The sequence below is a fragment of the Nostoc flagelliforme FACHB-838 genome (assembly GCF_014698065.1).
GTDB lineage: Bacteria > Cyanobacteriota > Cyanobacteriia > Cyanobacteriales > Nostocaceae > Nostoc > Nostoc flagelliforme_B.
The window spans coordinates 1-18,027 of the sequence record NZ_JACJSI010000127.1 but is presented as its reverse complement, the minus strand read 5'-3'; the positions used below and the strand labels follow the sequence as shown (position 1 = coordinate 18,027).

Annotated in this window: 18 protein-coding genes; 10 read left to right on the top strand and 8 right to left on the bottom strand. The window is 41.9% G+C overall.

Features of this window, described 5'->3' with window-relative positions; genetic code table 11:
- Window positions 1–219: 219 nt before the first annotated feature.
- Window positions 220–2,835, bottom strand: coding sequence for a two-partner secretion domain-containing protein (locus H6G97_RS32195; RefSeq protein ID WP_190944534.1), 2,616 nt, complete (start codon window positions 2,833–2,835; stop codon window positions 220–222).
- A 533-nt stretch (window positions 2,836–3,368) separates the two neighbouring features.
- On the opposite strand from H6G97_RS32195, the gene H6G97_RS32190 reads away from it, so the two are divergent.
- Together H6G97_RS32190 and H6G97_RS32185 are read left to right on the top strand one after the other, a co-directional pair.
- Window positions 3,369–3,527 carry a hypothetical protein gene (locus H6G97_RS32190; RefSeq protein ID WP_242055499.1) on the top strand — a complete coding sequence of 53 codons (159 nt, stop codon included), beginning with the start codon at window positions 3,369–3,371 and terminating at the stop codon, window positions 3,525–3,527.
- A 310-nt stretch (window positions 3,528–3,837) separates the two neighbouring features.
- Window positions 3,838–4,518 (top strand): hypothetical protein, encoded by a 681-nt coding sequence (locus H6G97_RS32185; protein WP_190944533.1) that lies wholly within the window; start codon window positions 3,838–3,840, stop codon window positions 4,516–4,518.
- Between the two features lie 66 nt (window positions 4,519–4,584).
- Here the strand turns inward: H6G97_RS32185 and H6G97_RS32180 are convergent, their stop codons facing one another.
- A complete protein-coding gene (locus H6G97_RS32180; RefSeq protein WP_190944532.1) occupies window positions 4,585–4,791 on the bottom strand; it encodes a hypothetical protein in 207 nt (68 codons plus the stop codon).
- A gap of 510 nt (window positions 4,792–5,301) precedes the next feature.
- The gene (locus tag H6G97_RS32175; protein ID WP_190944531.1) at window positions 5,302–5,838 is read right to left on the bottom strand and encodes a hypothetical protein; all 537 of its coding nucleotides are present in this window, start codon (window positions 5,836–5,838) and stop codon (window positions 5,302–5,304) included.
- A gap of 511 nt (window positions 5,839–6,349) precedes the next feature.
- Here H6G97_RS32175 and H6G97_RS32170 point away from each other — a divergent pair.
- From H6G97_RS32170 to H6G97_RS32150, 5 genes are all read left to right on the top strand, one after another.
- Entirely contained in the window at window positions 6,350–6,676 is a 327-nt protein-coding gene (locus H6G97_RS32170; protein ID WP_199349794.1) for a helix-turn-helix domain-containing protein, read from the top strand.
- Window positions 6,677–6,853: 177 nt separating this feature from the next.
- Window positions 6,854–8,464, top strand: a complete 1,611-nt coding sequence (locus H6G97_RS32165) for a hypothetical protein (protein ID WP_190944530.1) — start codon at window positions 6,854–6,856, stop codon at window positions 8,462–8,464.
- The gene (locus tag H6G97_RS53135) at window positions 8,448–9,026 is read left to right on the top strand and encodes a hypothetical protein (protein ID WP_242055498.1); all 579 of its coding nucleotides are present in this window, start codon (window positions 8,448–8,450) and stop codon (window positions 9,024–9,026) included. The genes H6G97_RS32165 and H6G97_RS53135 overlap by 17 nt, the downstream gene beginning before the upstream one ends.
- Window positions 9,027–9,700: 674 nt before the next feature.
- A complete protein-coding gene (locus H6G97_RS32155) occupies window positions 9,701–10,555 on the top strand; it encodes a DUF4394 domain-containing protein (protein WP_190944529.1) in 855 nt (284 codons plus the stop codon).
- 285 nt (window positions 10,556–10,840) lie between these two features.
- The gene (locus H6G97_RS32150) at window positions 10,841–11,167 is read left to right on the top strand and encodes a hypothetical protein (RefSeq protein WP_190944528.1); all 327 of its coding nucleotides are present in this window, start codon (window positions 10,841–10,843) and stop codon (window positions 11,165–11,167) included.
- Window positions 11,168–11,232: 65 nt separating this feature from the next.
- Here the strand turns inward: H6G97_RS32150 and H6G97_RS32145 are convergent, their stop codons facing one another.
- From H6G97_RS32145 to H6G97_RS32135, 3 genes are all read right to left on the bottom strand, one after another.
- Window positions 11,233–11,838, bottom strand: coding sequence for a class I SAM-dependent methyltransferase (locus tag H6G97_RS32145; protein ID WP_190944527.1), 606 nt, complete (start codon window positions 11,836–11,838; stop codon window positions 11,233–11,235).
- An 84-nt stretch (window positions 11,839–11,922) separates the two neighbouring features.
- Entirely contained in the window at window positions 11,923–12,531 is a 609-nt protein-coding gene (locus H6G97_RS32140; protein ID WP_190944526.1) for a glutathione S-transferase family protein, read from the bottom strand.
- 437 nt (window positions 12,532–12,968) lie between these two features.
- Window positions 12,969–13,292, bottom strand: a complete 324-nt coding sequence (locus H6G97_RS32135; RefSeq protein WP_190944525.1) for a hypothetical protein — start codon at window positions 13,290–13,292, stop codon at window positions 12,969–12,971.
- A gap of 421 nt (window positions 13,293–13,713) precedes the next feature.
- Between H6G97_RS32135 and H6G97_RS32130 the strand changes: the two genes are divergently transcribed.
- Window positions 13,714–14,475 carry a DUF6748 domain-containing protein gene (locus H6G97_RS32130; RefSeq protein ID WP_190944524.1) on the top strand — a complete coding sequence of 254 codons (762 nt, stop codon included), beginning with the start codon at window positions 13,714–13,716 and terminating at the stop codon, window positions 14,473–14,475.
- Window positions 14,476–15,037: 562 nt separating this feature from the next.
- Here H6G97_RS32130 and H6G97_RS32125 read toward each other — a convergent pair.
- Window positions 15,038–15,946: a CPBP family intramembrane glutamic endopeptidase gene (locus H6G97_RS32125; RefSeq protein ID WP_242055496.1), complete on the bottom strand. Its 909-nt coding sequence runs from the start codon at window positions 15,944–15,946 to the stop codon at window positions 15,038–15,040.
- 249 nt (window positions 15,947–16,195) lie between these two features.
- Window positions 16,196–17,077 carry a GNAT family N-acetyltransferase gene (locus H6G97_RS32120; protein ID WP_190944523.1) on the bottom strand — a complete coding sequence of 294 codons (882 nt, stop codon included), beginning with the start codon at window positions 17,075–17,077 and terminating at the stop codon, window positions 16,196–16,198.
- A 38-nt stretch (window positions 17,078–17,115) separates the two neighbouring features.
- Here H6G97_RS32120 and H6G97_RS32115 point away from each other — a divergent pair, with 38 nt between their 5' ends.
- Entirely contained in the window at window positions 17,116–17,289 is a 174-nt protein-coding gene (locus H6G97_RS32115) for a hypothetical protein (protein WP_242055495.1), read from the top strand.
- 175 nt (window positions 17,290–17,464) lie between these two features.
- On the top strand, window positions 17,465–17,833 hold the full coding sequence (locus H6G97_RS32110; RefSeq protein WP_190944521.1) for a two-partner secretion domain-containing protein: 369 nt from the start codon (window positions 17,465–17,467) through the stop codon (window positions 17,831–17,833).
- The last annotated feature ends 194 nt before the right edge of the window (window positions 17,834–18,027 follow it).

Here is an 18,027-nt window from a genome sequence, read left to right as displayed (position 1 = left end):
AATAAAACTCAAGCTGACGCTAAATCTTTTTGCCAGTTGTCGTTGAGAGCCTTGTTTATTGTTATGTGCATTGATCACTTTCTGGCGCAGATCACAGGAGTAAGGTTTCATTCCACAGCTACTTAGTGTTAATATACTCCATTATCTCATATCGTATTGCACTCAATCAGGAACCGCTATAACATGAGCAGACAGGATATAGCAACACTTTGGGTAACTTTAGCTACCATAACACTGAGTTGAGTTTTGGTTGAAAGTATTAGGAGTCGCGGTGGATGAATTAGCACTGAGGACTATTTGTCCTTTGGCATTTAGTACTGCACCTGTAGCTTCAACAATACGTTTGGGAGCGGAGATAGTCGGTTTACTGGTAACAGGTGGTAGGGAACGGTTGTTGTTAGTGGGTTTAAAAGGCACCCAATCTGTTTGGCTTGCATCAGGAGTGAGAATGTCTTTAGGATTAAATGGTAAACCGCCGCGTCCGGTGATCACAAATCGGTTTTGGGCGTAACCTGGACTATAGCAGCCTTGGGCTAGTTGGGTGTCAACTGGTACTGTTGGCAACTCAATCAAACCACTGTCGGGGTCGATACCAGGCGTGTTTAATGTGATCTGTCCAGTTGCAACAATGTCACTTTTATTAGTTAACTGTTGCCGAAATTGAGCGCCAAAAATTCCTTGTGCATTGACTTGAACATTACTACCAGGAGTTCGCCCAAAGCCAGTTGCAACAATATCACTATTTTCTGATGGGACAGCGATTAAAAATTTGGTGTCGATGTTTATATTGCCGTCCTGTCCGGGGGAAGAAAAGTCTAAAGTTTCGGTGCCGACGACGATTACATTGCCGTCCTGGTCAGTTCTGACTATTGAGTTATATGTGAAGAATCTGGGAATACCACTAGTTGCAGATATGTTGCTGTTACGCCGTAACAACAACATATCTGCCTGTAAGCTAATATTTCCCGCTTCTCCAGAGAAAGAGTTAGCATCTAAAACGGCTTGATTGTTGAGATAAATATTGTCAGCCTGGATATCAATATTTCCTGCTGAGTTACTGTTGATGCTACTCATTTCAAAAAAAGGCTGGTTAGCAACAGTAACTTGTGCCCTATTCTGGACATTCAAGTATTCTGTTTTAATTGTTATGTTACCACCACTGCTAAAGGTTGCTGTAGCAAACAAACCACTTCTAACCAGACCATCTGCTGATGTTCCATTCAATTTTACTGAGTCGGAAGCATTAATGTTTATGTTTCCGGACTTCCCAATGCTAAAACTAGAAGCTGAAATTCTCGCTCCATCTTGAATCAGCAGTCGTTTGGTGTTAATATTTATATTTCCAGCATCTCCAACATTGAAAACAGTGGAAAATATGCCACTTATTGAACGACCATCTTCTGAGAAATCATTGAATAGTATAAAACCACTAAACCGTTCTTTCGATAGACCTGTTATTTCTACAGAATCAGAGGCATTTATAGTTAAATTCCCTCCTCCCTGGGGACTGTTCCTAGCAGCAAAAGCAGTTACTTTTCCTCCATCTTGAAGAATTAACCTTTTGGTAGAAAGTGTCAATTCCTCACTTGTGTTAGCAAAACTAGCAACTCTTATATTACTAGTACCACTTACTTCCACAGAGTCAGACGCGTTTACTGTTAACTTTGCTCCAGGTACAGAGAATTGATTCGTCAAACTTGCTGTTACCGCTGATCCATCACGAACACTCAATATCTCTGCATTAATCCTTACATTTCCTCCCTGTGGGGATCTTACATAAGTTATCGGATTGCCTGTTAAAAGGTTAAGGTACGAGAAATCTGTTGCAAGAATTCCTGAACCGCCAGTAAGTGTAATTTGCTTGCCTTGTAACTGAATTGAATTGCCTTCAACAGAGCTTTGGTAAGCGAAAATATTTGCTTTTGCGACGTTATCAGGGTAACTCAAAAATAATTCTGGAGCGGAGATTTCTGTTGCTGCTGGGTTATTGGAAGAACTTAAAAACACATTGTTGCTATCAACGTTTACTCCTACAGTTCCTGTCCCTGCTATTCCCCCTAACTCAACTCGTCCACCTGGAACTTTCAAATTCGATTGTCCAAAAGCTGTTCGTTCACTTCCGTGCAACGTCACATCACCGCCCACAAGTGCTAAGGTTGTACCAGGTTGCATTTTCAGGTAAGATCCTTCTACACGAATACCTCCTGCTGTTCCCTCAAATTGCAAGCCAATAGGAACGCTTATAGTCAGTAGGGGTGTTGTTTGTGGAGAAGTGGCATTCAACTCAAAGCTATCAGCAAATTTGACCACACTCGCCGTACTTGCCAAGAAAGAACCACCAATATTTAACGAAGCATTCTGACCAAAAATAATCCCATTTGGATTTATTAGAAACAAGTTAGCTGTCCCCTTAGTGCTGATTATTCCATCAATATTAGAATGTGACCCACCCGTTACTCGGCTAATAATATTCTGAATATCAAGAGCATTATTAAAAGAAGCAATACCGCCAGGAGAGACAGAAAACTCGCTAAAGCTGTGAAACAAATTACTTCCTGCTTGCGTTCCCCCTGTGATATTGAGGGTGTTGCCATCTGGTGTAACAATAGAATTGTTGGGCAGAGTGCCATCCGGGGTAATTTGAGCAGAAACGTACTCTGGCGAAGAAGCAATCAAAAGGCTGCCCATCGCCAAACTACAACACCAACACTGCCAATCTTGAGCTATTCCTAACGTTGCACCCACCCAATTCCTCGCCATGTGCGGGTATTGCTGCGCTGTTGAAGCTTGTTGGTGAAGCAAAACATCTATTTTATCAAGCGAGGTTTGATTCATTTAGCACTCCAAAAGTTTGCTTTCCCTCTCTATTTATTTCTGGCAACAGAGGGCGGATTTTACGCAAAAGAGGTTTTGTTGTTACAAAACTTTAGATTTAGCTAGCTCGAAGTTTTGTAACAAAATCCAAATTTTGCATAAAAGCCCACCTCAAAAAGCTGATAGATAAATAGAAGTGCTTCAATACTTGTCTAGTACTTCACTAACTACTTTGTTCATTTTTCCGATTAACAGGAATTAAATACTACGAAAAACAATGACAAAGATTTTGGCTATTGATACGGAGGCAATACTGCTCGCTTTGTACATTTTTAACTCAGAATTGGGTTTTGGGAAAAGGTTACTGGGTTTGGGTTAAAGGTTTTTTGTTTCCCCTTTTCCCCTTAACCGACAAGTATTGGAACTTGAACTGTGACGTATTTGCTCCTTATAAAGCTAGCTTGGGTTACATTTGGGCTTAATTTTTGTCTAATTCCTACTAATCTTTCGTCCACACCCACCAATAATGGAGATGGAAGTGATAATCGGGGAGTATGGACACAAACGAAAGCCTCAATAATGAATGGTGTCGGCAAGTTAAATATTATGCTCACTTAGTTACCCAAAAGGTAGAATCAGGAATAGGCATGGTACAAGAACTACTCAGTACGCTGACGAGTGATGAAAGGTGGGGGGGTGATGGTCGAGTTTGAGGAGGTTTACCCCGACGGGTTTGCTCAACTGGTATCATCTGCATCTGAGTGGGTGCCGTGGATGAGGTGATTTTTGGCACTCTTCATACAAAGCGAGTATTTGTCCAAAAGAGGCAAACAATCTGTGTAGTGGCGAAGTGCGCCTTTCCTGTCAAAATGTTAACTATGCTTGTGATGAGCAGCAAATAGATTTATGTTTGATAGCTAGTATGTCACTGCTCAAATCAAAACCTGCAATTTGTGATTGTTCAACATCCTATCACTTCAAAATAGTTAGAGAAATTTGTTTTACTCGCTTTTAGAGGAAGAAATGAAGAAGATTTATTTTTGGAAAAGTTCTTTTGCTTTGACTTTTGAATCTTTAGTACCGATAGTTCCTGCTGCACGCTTAGTTACTTTACTTGGTCTGCTGCTTGGAATGCATCAAACGGTATCGGCAGCGACGATTACGTTTGAGCAAGCATCTTTAGGGACGCTATCAACCTATACTGAATCTGGTTTTACAACTTCGGCGATTTCCGGTCCTTGGGTTACAACTGGCTCATACGGTAATCCTGCTCCCTTCATACAGTTTACGAATGAGGCTGGTCAGAACTCGCTGACTTCTACAATTCAAATTACAAATGATGACTCCCCGTTTACATTCAGTTCGATCGATCTTTATTCCAGCGTGACTCCAATCCCTTATTCAATAACGGGATTCTTGAATTCAACGGCAATATTTTCTTTTGAAGGTACGGTTCCAAACACCTTTGGTAATTTTCAAACTGTGGTCAACTCGAACTCGAATTACTCAATCGACAGTCTGACAATCTCTCTAACTAACCCGGCACTAACGTGTTGCTCTAATCCTATGGGGCTTGATAATATTACTGTGACACCTATTGTCACTACTTCAGTTCCTGAACCAAATAGTTCTCTATTTTTTTTGCTGGGACTCCCAGTTGCCACTTGGCTTAGTCAACGCGACACCAAGGGCAAACGCATCTAAAGTATAAGAATCCTTTAATAGCAAGGCTTGGGAATTTTATAATTTAGCTGATTTTTGATAAGATTTTTATCCCTCTTTCAAGAAACACTTGGCGTAAGGCTTATGTAGCAAGGGTTGGAGAGGATGAGTATTTTGCGGATATTGAGAAATTGGCACAAGTTCAAGACCAAAAGTATGAGCTTTTTTCTTGAGATTGTTTAGGACTTGCTCGTTGTATTTTCTCTCGTAGTAGTCCATGCCTGGGTCAGTATAAAGCCCTGTTGTAGTCCACATACAGTAGAACATACGTGCCAATTTATGGGCGGTAGCAGTAATAGTTTTGGGGGCACCTAAACGCAAGCGTAAACGTCGATAGAAAGCGCCCAAACGGCTGCGATGCCTACGCCTTTTTCAATTCAGGGATTTCTTACACCTCTGCGTTTGGATTTGCTGGAGGGCGCATAATTTTCAGTTGATGGCTATCGAAACCCGAATCTTAAAGGGTGGGGTTATCTGCTGTACTTTGTGCCATGATTGTGTTTATTCTTGACTAGACCCACTGGCGATTGCGTTTCTCTTGGGGAAGCGATCGCTTTTTCTCACTTCCAAGACTAAGGATTTCTTACACCCCTGCATTCACATCTGTAGCAGGTAGGAGAATTTTCTCTTGGCAATCACCTACTTCAAGGGAGAGGTTGCCTGGTGTACTTTGTGTGATGATCAATGCTTGTTAAGCACAAGCAATGGAATTTAGAAGCGATTGCATTTCCTTGGGGGAGCAATCGCCTTTCTCACTTCAACAACTTACGCCGCTACTGTCGCTCTGACTCCCAACGACGCAATCACTTGTTCAGCACTCGGAGCCACACGATTGACTCCGTACTGTCTGGGTCTTGCGTACCAACCCTCTTCATCCCAGCCAACGAAGCCAACTAACTTGCCCTGGCGATAGACTTTCGTACTGAATACTAGATAGTCAATCTCACCGTGGTACAAACCGAAAACAGTGCAAGTTTCTTTCAACTCGGATTCCAATCGCTGATTCCGTTCCCGTGGAGTTTCTGGTAGCGTTGCTTTGACCTCTGCAACTCTTGTAGCAAACCAGTTTCTGTCGAAGGGTAGTCGTCCGCCACCGACTAACTGCACCCATACTGTAATCCCGCCTTCGATCCAGATAGTACGGACGGATTCGGGTTGGACTTCGATAATCTCGCCAATGATGCGACGGTCACGAGATGTCAAGGGGTCTTGGGTGGGGGCTACAGCTTCGGCTTGGGTTCTAGATTGCTCCTCAACAGAAGAACCGACAATTGCTTGCTGTGTCAGTGTTGCATAGGTCATAATAGAGTTCCTTGATAAGAGGGAAAAGGCGATCGCAGAAGTTTTCCAGACAGTAGCGGTCGTCTTTATCTATGTGGAAATAACGTTGTGGTTTAGCGCAACGCTTTCAACTGCATTTGGTGTCGCTTTAAATTCGTTGCTCAAAGCCAGTGGTGTTTGAGTATTACTAAGACGGAGACAAATAGTATTCAGTGATGTGTACAGCTTCAATAGCTTTCCTATCAACCGCTACTTTTGGGTGTCTTGTCCGCTCAGTTTTCATGGTTGAAATTTATAAAGCGCTCTTTATTTACTGGGAGTAAGAAGTTGCAGTTTATTCCTCGTAACTATTAATATAATACGTGTAAGTATATTTTATCAACTTATAAATATAATATTTTAGATTTAAAAGGAACTTCATTATAGCTAAACTATAAAAATATATAGTCTCACGTATGTTAAACTAAATAAAGTGAGAAGATAAATAATTGCTAGGTAAATACAAATATTAGTATTGAGGAGTAATGAAATCATGGAAACAATGGTGATTCGCTGGAAACTCAATGAAGTAATGGCTCAAAAGAGAATTAGGAATAAAGACTTAGCCGAAGCAATAGGGGTAACTGCAACTTCAGTACATCGATTGCGGAAAACTGACTTTATGCCTCGAATGTTGCCTGAGCGGCTGAATGCTATTTGTCGATATCTTCAATGTCAGCCCGGAGATTTACTTATTTATATCCCAGATGACGAGCCACAAGAAGCTAACGAAAAACCACAAAAGGTTGAATTGCTTACCAAGGAAAAACGTCAAGATTCTAAAACTAGTAAACCCGAAACACAAGATATAGCAGCATAAGACGATCGCCCGCCGTCCAAAGCCAAGCGATCACCTGCTCAATCCGTTGATCACAAAGTGAGCTAATTATAATGCTGACACATTTTTGGAAAAACCCTCCAAATCAGCTGCTCTTGTTCACTTTGGTTAAACTGCAACACCTCAATTTTCAAGCATTTACCATAGTGGGCAAGAGATATGCTGACACTAGATAGAGAACAAACAACGACGCTGGACTACAGCAACCTCAACACCAGCATCCAGGAAACCTTCACCGCCATCGACAGATTCGAGTGGCAAGCGGTAGATGAAATTCTCCAGATGAGGGAACAACAGCTTTACCTGCAAGTTGGATATAAAAACTTTGAAGAATATTGCCAGCGTGAATTATACGCCTGGGGTGGATACCGACGAATCAACCAACTGCTAGGAGCCAAAAAGGTCATAGACGCGGTTGGCGAGTTGGGCGGACACATCAAAAATGAGCGTCAGGCTCGTCCGTTACTCCGCTTAGTCAAGGAACCAGAAAAGCTTAAAGCTGCTGTAACGCTCGCTCTGAAAGATAATCCCTCTCCTGGTGAATCAGATTTTGCTGCTGCTGCCCAAAAAGTGGTTCCTCAACTTCCACGCAAAAAGCAGTCTATTCAGGAACCAATGGTTCCCAAAATTGAAGAACCAGTGGTTCCTCAATTTGCTAAAGTCACGGTTTCACAACAGTCCCATCCAAGATATGGAGAAGAGGGAACCATTGAGGCAGAGGCACCAAATCGCTGGCAACAGATTGTCACTTTTGCTGATGGTGAGAGGCTGCTGATCAACAATGCTGATTTAGATGCCCACAGTGTCCCATTCCCCACAGAGCCAAGTTATCCATCACAATACTCTGAGGCGATCGCTGCACTCAAAGAGCAACACAAGCAAGAGTTAGAGCGCTTACAGCAGGAAATGAGAATTGGGCTACAGTCAGAAGCTACAGCCAGAGCCGAAGAACAAGTAAGTGAACAAATCCAATCCTTGCAAAATCTGTACAAGCAGCAGAAAGAGCAAAATATCCAGTTGCAGCAGCGATTGGATGAAATGGAGGGGTTGAAAAAGTTAGAGATTGAGAATCATCAACTCCAACAACGTATCCAAGAATTAGAAAGCGCTGTTGAACAACGCCCTTCTCAACAATGGAAAAATACCATGACCCAGCAAGCTACCAAAGCGTTGAACAAACAGGTGAAACAGGCGTTAGAGCAGACAATTGATTTGCGATCGCTTGCAGCAGAACCGCCGAAAGAAAACGCCCAGGAATGCTTACGTTTAATGGGCATGGCTTTGAAAAACTTAGCCAGTGCTATGAACAATACCCAAGCGCTCGAAGCGGCGGCAATAATTCTGGGGACTGAGCCAACACCAACTGCGATCGCTTACCGAGCCGAGCAATTGTCAATATTGCCCAAAGCGATTAGCGATATTAGACGGGTACTGTCAAAACCTGGGTGTACGTGGCAGGACTATTGGAATGTTGCCCAAGAGTACGAAGTGATTAAATCAGATTACTGGGCGGAATTGACCAGTGAGGAAACAGAGTTAATTACCGCACTCCAGAAAGCATCCTCTCAACCAGACACTATTGGCATCGGGTCTATCGTTGCCCATGCTGACCCATACCGTACTTTGTATGTGGAAAGGGGTGAGGTGGTAGAAGAATTAGGAGACGAGGTGATAGTTGCCTGGGATCACTGGAAGGAGCAATCGAAAAAAACTAATAGGTATTTTCGAGACGAGTTGCGATTCTGGCAAGGAAGTGAGAGACTGTCATGAAGGCGCTGATTCCGCCGCGTCTGCTGCCCAAAATGAATTTCCTTCAACTTTGGCGATCGCTAATCAAACTCAGGGGCAAGTAGAACAAAGTAATTCCGCTTCGCTGTTGGCTGAAAACTCAGTTTTGGGTGTAGAAATCAAAGCAGTTCATGAAGGTACTTGTTCCGCCGCGTCGCCTGCCCAAATTGAAAAATCTTCAACTTCAGCGATCGCAGATCAGAAAATAGAACCGAGTCGCCCCTCTGCTGAGTTAATGACTGAAAGTTCAGTTTCGGGTAGAGAAGTCAAAGCGGATCATGAGGGTGAAAGTTCCGCCGCGCCCGTGCCAAATCCTGAAAAATGGTCGCATGAGGCGATTGTTGCGAGGTCAAATATGCGACCTGTAAGAAGGGAAAAACTGAATCGAGCGGCGAATTCAGGGGAGAATCCGGGGTTTGACTTCTTGCAAGAGTGCTGGAGTGATGATCCGGCGCTGGTGATAGTGATCAAGAAATTGCTGGCGAAGTTTCCGCAGTGGGGGATTGCGATTGTGGATGGGGTGTTGGTTGATTGGAATCGGTAGCGAGTTACCATTCATGTCGTGGTTTCATGCGACGTTTACGACAACCAACAACCCTTTGATCGATGTCTGCGACGGGCTATTCGGTGTCGCACTTCAACTGTTGGCGTATTCCAGCACTCGTTCCCACTCCAATGCCACGCCGTCTCTACCAATATTTCCTTTCGTTGGTAATTTGGATGGATTTAAAGGTTACGTGTCGTACATAGTAATACATGAAAGTCGCGTATTTCAGCCATGTTTAGTACCCAGGGATAAAACATTTTCTTATGTATTTGTTATTCAAAATCATCGTTTTGCAATATTTGAAATTGGGAAATGTAGGAAAGGTAGGATTTTTTGTACAAACAGTTGACTAGCTAGCTCTTAGGCGGTAAGTTGATGTGTAGTGCAGAGTAAATCTACTAAATTTTTTGTCAAGTGAAGCTTTTTAAATATTTTAAAAGCTTGCTACTAATGGTTCAGATTCAGTAATCATTTTGAATTTGGAAATATTTAGTTGGCAAATTCGCTTGGACATCTGAATTTAGTTGATTCACATTAAAGCTCGGAAAAACTTTTAGGGATTAAGTTATCCCAAAGTTATAAAAGTCATCAGTGACTGGAAAAACAATCTTTTTAATCAAGGATAGCTTGTTGCTGAATCAAAACTAGAAAACCTGTTCTTGGAGTTTAGGATGAAAGGTCTGCTCACACGTAAAATAGCCCTTGTAGTTGCTGTAGTCACTGCGAGTCTTGGCTTGAGTGCTAACAAAATTTCAGCTGATGTTGGGATCACGAAATTAGCCGATGTCCTTCAAATTAATATTAAAGGCAAATGGTCTGCTTTAAGATTCGTTGGTTTAACCTCAGATAATACTCTTGTAAATATAGATCCTAGTGGATTTGCTAAAGCAGTTAAGGTTAAAGGAATTGATGGCAACTTACAAGGTATCGATTTCCGTCCAGCAAACGGTCTGCTTTACGGTGTTACAGATACTGACAATGTATACACGATTAACTTAATAAGTGGTCAAGCTCAGTTTGTGAGCAAACTATCTAGCAGCTTTAATGGAGGTTTTCAATCAGGGTTTGATTTCAATCCCGTGCCAGATCGCTTACGCATAGTAGGTAGCAATGACCAAAATTTCCGTACCAATGTAGATACTGGTGCAGTTAGCGTCGATCAACCTTTAGCCTATGCTAGTGATGATGTCAACGCCACAGTTGACCCCAACATTACCGCTGCCGCTTACACAAACTCGGTTGCCGGAGCCACATCAACTCAATTGTTTGGCATTGACTACGATCTTGATGTATTAGTACTGCAAAACCCACCTAATGATGGCACTCTCCGAACAATCGGCAATCTTGGTGTTAACTTTGCACCAAACAGCGGCTTTGACATCTTTACAGATGCACAAGGCAAAGATACTGCTTATGCACTGTCTGGTGCAGTTCTTTACAGTATTGATTTATCTACTGGCGTTGCATCTGAAATCGCCGATGTCCCTAAAGGTACATTCATTGGTTTAGCCGTTACATCTAAGTAGCTATCCCCAAGCCTAACTTAGGTTTTTGGTAAAAGTTCAAACGCATCTGCTCTGCACTTGACGGTTAAAATATTAATCAAAAGCAGAGCAAGCGTTTGATAAACTCTCGCTAGCTGAAGCCGAACAGATTACAAACTCTGACACGCACAACGAAAATTTGCATTGTCTGTAATATTATGTTCGGTTTTAACTTTTGAGATAAATACATTTGCCTCAGGTGAAACTGCTAATATACTCCTTGTAGTTTGCATTTACGAGTGAAAACGTAAAAACACTCATTCCCAGGTGATTGTTCACTTATGGCTAAGTAGAGCAATTACCTACTTTTTATGTTTAAAAGTAGATGGGATGAGGGGGCTAGCACTGCAATCGCTAAAGCACCGTGACAAATATAATTGTAATAATCAATCCCTGTGGTTAGGGATTAATTATAGCGATCGCTCATACGGAACTGCGATCGCTTCTCTACGGGATAAACTTGCCATCACTTCTATTGTTGAAGCTGCGGCTGCATATTTTTATGCAATTGTTGCAGGGGTAATGAGGGTGAAAGTTCTGCCGTGCCTTTCCCCAATGCTGAAAAAGGGTTGCATGAGGCGATTGTTGCACTGACTAAGCTATAAATCTTCTAGAGCCTCATTCTCAGTGAAGCTGATAGATAAATTTGTGCAAAAAAATCAATGCTTTTCTAGGATGCAAAAGAGTGCTTTGGGAAGGGGATCAAGTATCCCATAATAGACCGTTTGTTTGGCCAAACGCAGATGAAATCGTTCTTTGAATATTTGCCCAATCTCCTCTGGGCTAAAGCGGTAAGGCCCTTGTTCTCTTGTTTCCTCTTGAGAGAAGCATTTCAGTAACAGGTAGCACTTAGGCTTTAATAAGCTTGCGACTGTTTGCACGTAAGTACCATAGCTTTGGGGTGGCAGAACATGGAAGCATCCTCTGTCGAGAATCAAATCGAAAGATTGTTCCAAACGACTGTTGAGAATATCATCTTGCTGAAACGAAATTTCTAATCCCTTTTTGTTTGCCTTTGCTGCCGCCTGACGAATGGCCGCCTCTGACAAATCTGTTCCCATCGTCTGAAATCCTCGTTTGGCTAGGGCAAGCGCTTGAGTTCCCGGCCCTGTTCCCAAATCCAGCACTGAACCATTGCTTAGTTCAAGGGTAAGGAGCGCTTCTTCGACATCTGGATCTAAGTTAGGGTTGAACCAGGGCATGGTTTCAACGGCTTGTTCTTGATAGAGCGCTTCCCAGTTCGGAAATTCTCGTTCGGTCATCATTAGTTACCCTTTGTATTGAATAGGTAAATATAATAGCTACGATGTCTTCTAAAAACTCAAGTGATTAAAATCAGCTAAATTGCTTTATGCTTTTGGCATGGTAGAGTAAACTGATTGACGTTGATGCAATAGCTCAAACCATTGCCTCAATTTAGGATACTCTTGCTGCCAATTATGGCCAAATCTGAGGTTGTAGTAACCCAACCCTGATATAGCTGCCACATCAACAGCACTCATAGTTTCATTGAATAGGTAGGCTGAGTTAGTCAACTTTTGCTCAAAAACACCTAAAAGGCGATTAATGCTGGACTGATATTTAGCTTCGGTGCCAAAATCAGCTTCATTTCCTTTACGGGTTTCGTACCACAATCCCACTACATTATCTATTAAACTGTCTGCTAACTCTTCCCCCTGACGACAGCACAAACGCTCAATGCGCGAGCCTGGATAAAAACTCGGCTGAGGATAAGTCTCGTCTAGATACTCCACAATCAGCGTTGAATCCCAAAAAACGAGGTCATTTTCATCCACCAATACCGGCACTTTCCCAATGGGAGATAAACTCAAGAATTCTGGAGATTTATTGTTAATGTCTGTTTCTTTGGGTTCGTAAGGTAGCTGCTTCTCTGCCAGGACAATTCTCACTTTCCGAGCGTAAGGTGATCGCTGTGCATAGTATAAGATTCGCGCCATATCGCTGCTATAAATTCAGTTCAATATTGTGATTTTCTATTTTAAATCTAATTTTGAATTGATGAAGCCAAACAAGCGGCTACAAAAGCGCAGGTGAATAACCCTAAAGAGCCTCCGAAGGAAGAGTTTATCTTGATGAGTCTGGCAGGGATGAACGCTCTGGGCTTGGGCTATGGATACTCTAGAGTTGATTAGTTGAAGCATTTTATGAAACGGCACAAAGCTTAATTGTGGAACTTGATTGATGTACGTCTGCTGCCACTTAGAAAAATTGCAAACTACGTTACCGAAGCGGGGCGTTCGCTTTTAGCGTCTCCAAGAGTTGCCCATTGCGAATTGTTCAGTCACCCGAAGCCGTGTTTGCGGCAGCTTGCAAGGAGGGAGGAAGCCGGAGATGCGACGATCCGATGTGCGCGAAACTCCCGCTTTTTCAGCGATTACAAAGCATCCGTGCGATGTATCGATTCAATCAACTCCTCAACTTCTTCTTCGTCCAAGCATTGTTTCACTTGGGTGCTGAACCACTGAGATTCTTCTAGTTCTGTGCCCTGGACTTGGTAGACCAGTAATATTCCGGCAACGCGGGCAAGAGTAAGAGGTGATGGGGAAACGTGGCTCAGTAGATCACACGCATTCTGGTATATTTCCATGACTGATAATTCGGACAAAGGAGATCCCAACTGAGCAGAAAGCTGTTTTAGATTCTCCTGAATAGATGAATGGAAGTCTGGATCTTCGGGATGGGAAAGAGGGTTACTCATAATTGTCGTTCAAATGCCATTGGATTGGGACTGGAAGCAATTTAAACACTTTTACTGAAGTAATAGATGCGTTCAAAACAGCCATGTATGAGTCGATTTATTGATTGGTTGAAGTTAAATTGTGACGTGTTTGCTGCTTATAAAGCTAGTTAGGGTTACATTTGGACTTGATTTTAGTCCCGTTATTTCTTTCTGTATCAACCTGGTGGCCTTTAGTAGCAGTTCTGAATCTCCACTGGTTGCATTCTGACGGATGTATTCACAATAGCTGAGTTCTTCTTCAAACATTCTGAAAATTGTAACAATTCGCCAAAAAATTTACATAGATTATAGTGGTATAATTTTTTTGTATTTGGCAGCAATTTTTTCAACTCCTATTTTAACAAAAGTATTAAACCCTTTAACAAGATTTAAAGCTCCCATGAACAAAATATCGCTTAACTACAAATACTCAATCATTCCTCTGTTAGGTGCTTTAGTTATTAGCAACGGATTTTTCTCCAAAGTATCTGCTCAAAACATTTCTGCTCCAGACACTACTGATTCTGTTGCCGCCACTGTCGAAAATCAAGAGTTTCCCCAATGGGGATATTACACAGTGCGAAGAGATTTTCGCAAATGTGCTTTTCCAATATGCGGTGGATATTTTATCAAGCAGGTAAATTTGAAAGCTACTCCTTGCTTAGATGGTGTTTTTCGCTCCGAATGTTATGTGTCTGCAATTGATTGGAGTTCCCTGAAAGTCCCACCTTCCCAACTGGTAAAAATTCAAAATGATGATGGTAGCCGTGTGATTCTCAGAGGTAATATCGTTCCAGTAACATTTCCTCGATTCGGTGAGTTTGGGAATTTGAGAGTAAAAGAAGCTTTCTATGCCGCAACAAATATCCCAGCAAAAGGTACTTTTGTGGCACTAAAAGACAATGGCATTCGTTGCATCACAACTCCTTGCTTTTCCACAGATAATCTGGTTCTAAATAAGCCGAAAATTTCTCAAGTTTCGTCAATCGATTTGAGTCAAACGGGTACAACACAAAAACAACTTGACGCAGCAACAAGCGAAATTTTTGGTAAAGGTTTGATTGCTGTAGGTAAAACTGAGGTAGTAGGCAACTCAGATCCAACCAAGAGAGATACTAAGTTTGTGGCTACACAATTTTATTTAAGAGTGGAACCGAACTAAAGAAATAAGGTTATCTTTGCCACTGCCTCATCTTGAAACTGTGCGATCGCCCATAACAGTATGAATGTGGAAAGCTCAACTGGAATAAGCGTCAGGGCAGGTGTGAGCAGAAGCTTGCTTCTCCGTAGGAGTACGGAGAAGCAAACTGAGAGTTGCAGATTATTCTGATTTCCGATCTTAAGACTATTAATTTTCTAAACCTCTTAATCAGGCAATTATTTCAGCTTTTCTTAGTACCATTCGTGTCAGTAAGTTCGTTTCCTTGTGCAAAATTTTCATGACTAGTTTTCAATATAAGCTGTTGATGCCCCGTCCCTGCTTAAATTTAATGCGTATTTCCATACCTTACTCAATATTTTTCGGTTAAGGGGAAAGGGAAAGGGTTTGAATTTACCTTTCCCCTTTAACCTTTTCCCAGACTAAAAGAGAGATTATTGGTTTACAGCAGTTTCCGCTATTGTGAGGTACGTTCTCAGTCCTGAAAGGTACAGGAGATAGCGGGGTAGGGAGAAACTGTATTTCATAACAGCAGTAAGCGCTGTATCCGAAAACTATTGATACCTTACTGTTCTTTTTTGTTAGCATTGCTCAAGTAGGGAATGGCTGTATCTTTGCTCGGCCAGTTGCTCCAGAGGAAGCGCGATAAGAAAGTTAAAGATATTGCCATAAGTACAATACCAAGCCACCAAGAAGAACGTAATTGTTGCAGTTGTTCTGCTGGAGTGTACGTCAATGAATTAGAGGGTAAAAGTTGCATTGACACAGCCAAAATGTTATTTAGCACATGAAAAGTAACAGGCACAATTAGGGAGCGCGTTTTGATGTAAAGCACCCCTAAAATAATTCCGACTAACGACAATCCAATCGGATTATTGGGATGACAAAAACCGAAAAGCAGCGATGATGACAATAAACCCGCACGGATTCCCCATTTGGTTGCCCAACGTTGTAAAATAACTCCTCTAAAGATGAATTCCTCTGTGATTGGGGCTACTAAACAATACGCCAGACTCGTGAGCAAATTAGACTCAAATGAGTTAGACCTATCAACAGATGGATTGTTGGCAACATCACGTAGGGCTTGTTCAACAAAAGATGGTGCCGCCAATGACAGTAAGTAAAATGACAACAAGCCCGCACCAATGGAAAACATTATGGTAAGGAGAACCAAGCCCACTAACCGCAACCATCTCTGGTTTTTTGGAAGATTACCTACGACATACTTAAATTTGACTTTCAAGCGTTGGAAGTCTCTTAACAACCAAAGGCAAAGTAAAACAAACTGAATGACATAGATTGTTACTACTAAGTCTTGTTGGTTTAATTTTAAACTGCTGCTTGCTAGAAAAATTCCTAATAGAAAGCCAATAAGTAGGGATAAAAGTATAAAGCGCAGCAGCAAATGACGAAACTTCAGCTTAGTAAAAGGATTACCAATATTTTCAATATTTTGGAGTGCCATTTTAGACATGAGTTATTTTTCTTTAAGATAAATAATGAACTTGTGAAGTTCTATGTGCATATATCGCTCTTCCATCACTTCAATTCCGTAATCAATAGAAAATTTTCTTAAAGTTATACGTTGAATGCTATTACTCGGTTAAATTTAGCCCACCATCAGCCAAGATAATTTCTTATGTAGTTTGAAGAAGAGGCAAGGGATCTCTTAACTTTTAGCAAGAGGGGTGATTTAGATGGAGATTTGACACAACTCTATAAATTAGTCAGCAGTAGCAAAACGATAACTTTGCGTCTCTCCCATCAGTTTATAGCCGATTGCTTCATACATTGAGTTGCTTAAAGGATTATTTTTATCAGCATACAAAAAGCAGTAACGCTGACCGTCAGAAAGTAACTGTTGAGTCAGTGCTGCCGTACAGGTTTTTCCATAGCCTTTGTAGCGGTGTTCTTTTGGAGTAAAGATGATTGAGACTCGAAATCCGTTGGCAGTCTGTCCAATTCTACATCCCATCGAAACTGGGTCACTATCTTGCCAGACAAAGGCATGACCCTGATTAATTTGACGAGTTGCCCAATTCTGACTATCGGTAGTTGCGGTAGTTGGCCTGCCCAAGGCTTCTTCGCAAAAAGCAGCATACCATTGGCTAACCAGAGGTATATCAGCAACAGCTGCTTTTCGTAATTGACCTGCTGCCCAGGTGAAAGAGCCAAGCTGTTCCAAGCGATAGGCAGATAGGGTCATTTCAGGCGTATGGGGTTGCCCAGTGTGCTGAGTCCAGATTTGGGCAAAGCCTTGAGCTACATCTGTTGGAGCATTTACCATTGACAAAGTATTATGTCGCTTCAAATGTTGCACTAGTAAATCGACTCCGCCTAGCTCATTCAGCATTGAAATCGAAACCGAGTTGCCTAAACGATTTATCGCCACACCGATGACTTCTCCATTGGATTCTAGAGTAAGTAGGTCATGGCATTGCTTCAACAGTTCCGCTGCCTGAGTAATTGCATAGCACTGGGAGAGCATAGCATGATGCAACGCTTCATTACCCATTAAGAAATCACGCACTCTCTTGTTGAAGCTATAAGCATCCTGATGCTGAATCAGTTGCACTTTACGGCTACTCAATACAATGACAATCATCTTATCATGGCGACAATCCTAGATTGCGACCGGAGCGTATGCAGAGACTCAAAGTTGCGGCGAATTCAGGGGAGAATCCGGGTTTTGAATTCTTGCAAGAGTGCTGGAATGACGATCCGGCTTTGCAGATTGTGATCAAGAAATTGCTGGCGAAGTTTCCACAGTGGGGGATTGCGATTGTGGATGAGGTGTTGGTGGATTGGGAGAGGTAGCGTGAGCGGTAGCTTGAGAACTTTATAAAGTAAAGTTTTGTAAATTATTCAAGTTCTTGCGAAAAACCGGAGTTGTTGGGTGAAAACTTAGTAGCCTAACTACTAGCTACTAAATAGTTAGTAACTTGATTTATGCTTAACTAAGCTTTGCTGCTGCTATTATTGGAGGCTTGCAATGTCAGATTTGGGTTTTACTCATTGGGGTGCTTTATCGGCTATCGCTTTCGGTGTCAGCTTTTGTACCGTTGATTATGCAAGCGCTCAAATTACTCCAGATGGCACTTTACCTAATAACTCTAGCGTTACAAGAGAGGGTGACACCTTTAACATTACTGGAGGAACTCAAGCTGGCGGTAATTTGTTTCATAGTTTTGGCGAATTCTCTATACTCACTGGCAAAACTGCTTTCTTTGAAAATGATGCAAGCGTTGAAAACATTATTAGCAGAGTAACAAGTGCGTCAGTTTCTAATATTGACGGCTTACTTAAAGCTAATGGTAATGCTAATCTATTTCTGATTAATCCAAATGGAATTGTTTTGTAATCGACCACGGGGCGATCGCAAATTACAAGAAAGTAAAACCCATTGACATCAAAGAGTTAGAGTTCAAAAGAAGCAGACAGCAGACTAATTCAATTTGGGAAATCAAACTGTATAAATTCGTGGGTTTTAAGCAGCATAATTGAGCAGCAACTTTACTCGGCAGGAACTTGTGGAAGTAAAGAAGGAGTTGGTTG

Bases quoted from the DNA above. Each gene is read 5' to 3' on its own strand.
- H6G97_RS32195 (WP_190944534.1), bottom strand. From the start codon at position 2,835: ATGAATCAAACCTCGCTTGATAAAATAGATGTTTTGCTTCACCAACAA.
- H6G97_RS32190 (WP_242055499.1), top strand. From the start codon at position 3,369: ATGGACACAAACGAAAGCCTCAATAATGAATGGTGTCGGCAAGTTAAA.
- H6G97_RS32185 (WP_190944533.1), top strand. From the start codon at position 3,838: ATGAAGAAGATTTATTTTTGGAAAAGTTCTTTTGCTTTGACTTTTGAA.
- H6G97_RS32180 (WP_190944532.1), bottom strand. From the start codon at position 4,791: ATGTGGACTACAACAGGGCTTTATACTGACCCAGGCATGGACTACTAC.
- H6G97_RS32175 (WP_190944531.1), bottom strand. From the start codon at position 5,838: ATGACCTATGCAACACTGACACAGCAAGCAATTGTCGGTTCTTCTGTT.
- H6G97_RS32170 (WP_199349794.1), top strand. From the start codon at position 6,350: ATGGAAACAATGGTGATTCGCTGGAAACTCAATGAAGTAATGGCTCAA.
- H6G97_RS32165 (WP_190944530.1), top strand. From the start codon at position 6,854: ATGCTGACACTAGATAGAGAACAAACAACGACGCTGGACTACAGCAAC.
- H6G97_RS32155 (WP_190944529.1), top strand. From the start codon at position 9,701: ATGAAAGGTCTGCTCACACGTAAAATAGCCCTTGTAGTTGCTGTAGTC.
- H6G97_RS32145 (WP_190944527.1), bottom strand. From the start codon at position 11,838: ATGATGACCGAACGAGAATTTCCGAACTGGGAAGCGCTCTATCAAGAA.
- H6G97_RS32140 (WP_190944526.1), bottom strand. From the start codon at position 12,531: ATGGCGCGAATCTTATACTATGCACAGCGATCACCTTACGCTCGGAAA.
- H6G97_RS32135 (WP_190944525.1), bottom strand. From the start codon at position 13,292: ATGAGTAACCCTCTTTCCCATCCCGAAGATCCAGACTTCCATTCATCT.
- H6G97_RS32130 (WP_190944524.1), top strand. From the start codon at position 13,714: ATGAACAAAATATCGCTTAACTACAAATACTCAATCATTCCTCTGTTA.
- H6G97_RS32125 (WP_242055496.1), bottom strand. From the start codon at position 15,946: ATGTCTAAAATGGCACTCCAAAATATTGAAAATATTGGTAATCCTTTT.
- H6G97_RS32120 (WP_190944523.1), bottom strand. From the start codon at position 17,077: ATGATTGTCATTGTATTGAGTAGCCGTAAAGTGCAACTGATTCAGCAT.
- H6G97_RS32115 (WP_242055495.1), top strand. From the start codon at position 17,116: ATGCAGAGACTCAAAGTTGCGGCGAATTCAGGGGAGAATCCGGGTTTT.
- H6G97_RS32110 (WP_190944521.1), top strand. From the start codon at position 17,465: ATGTCAGATTTGGGTTTTACTCATTGGGGTGCTTTATCGGCTATCGCT.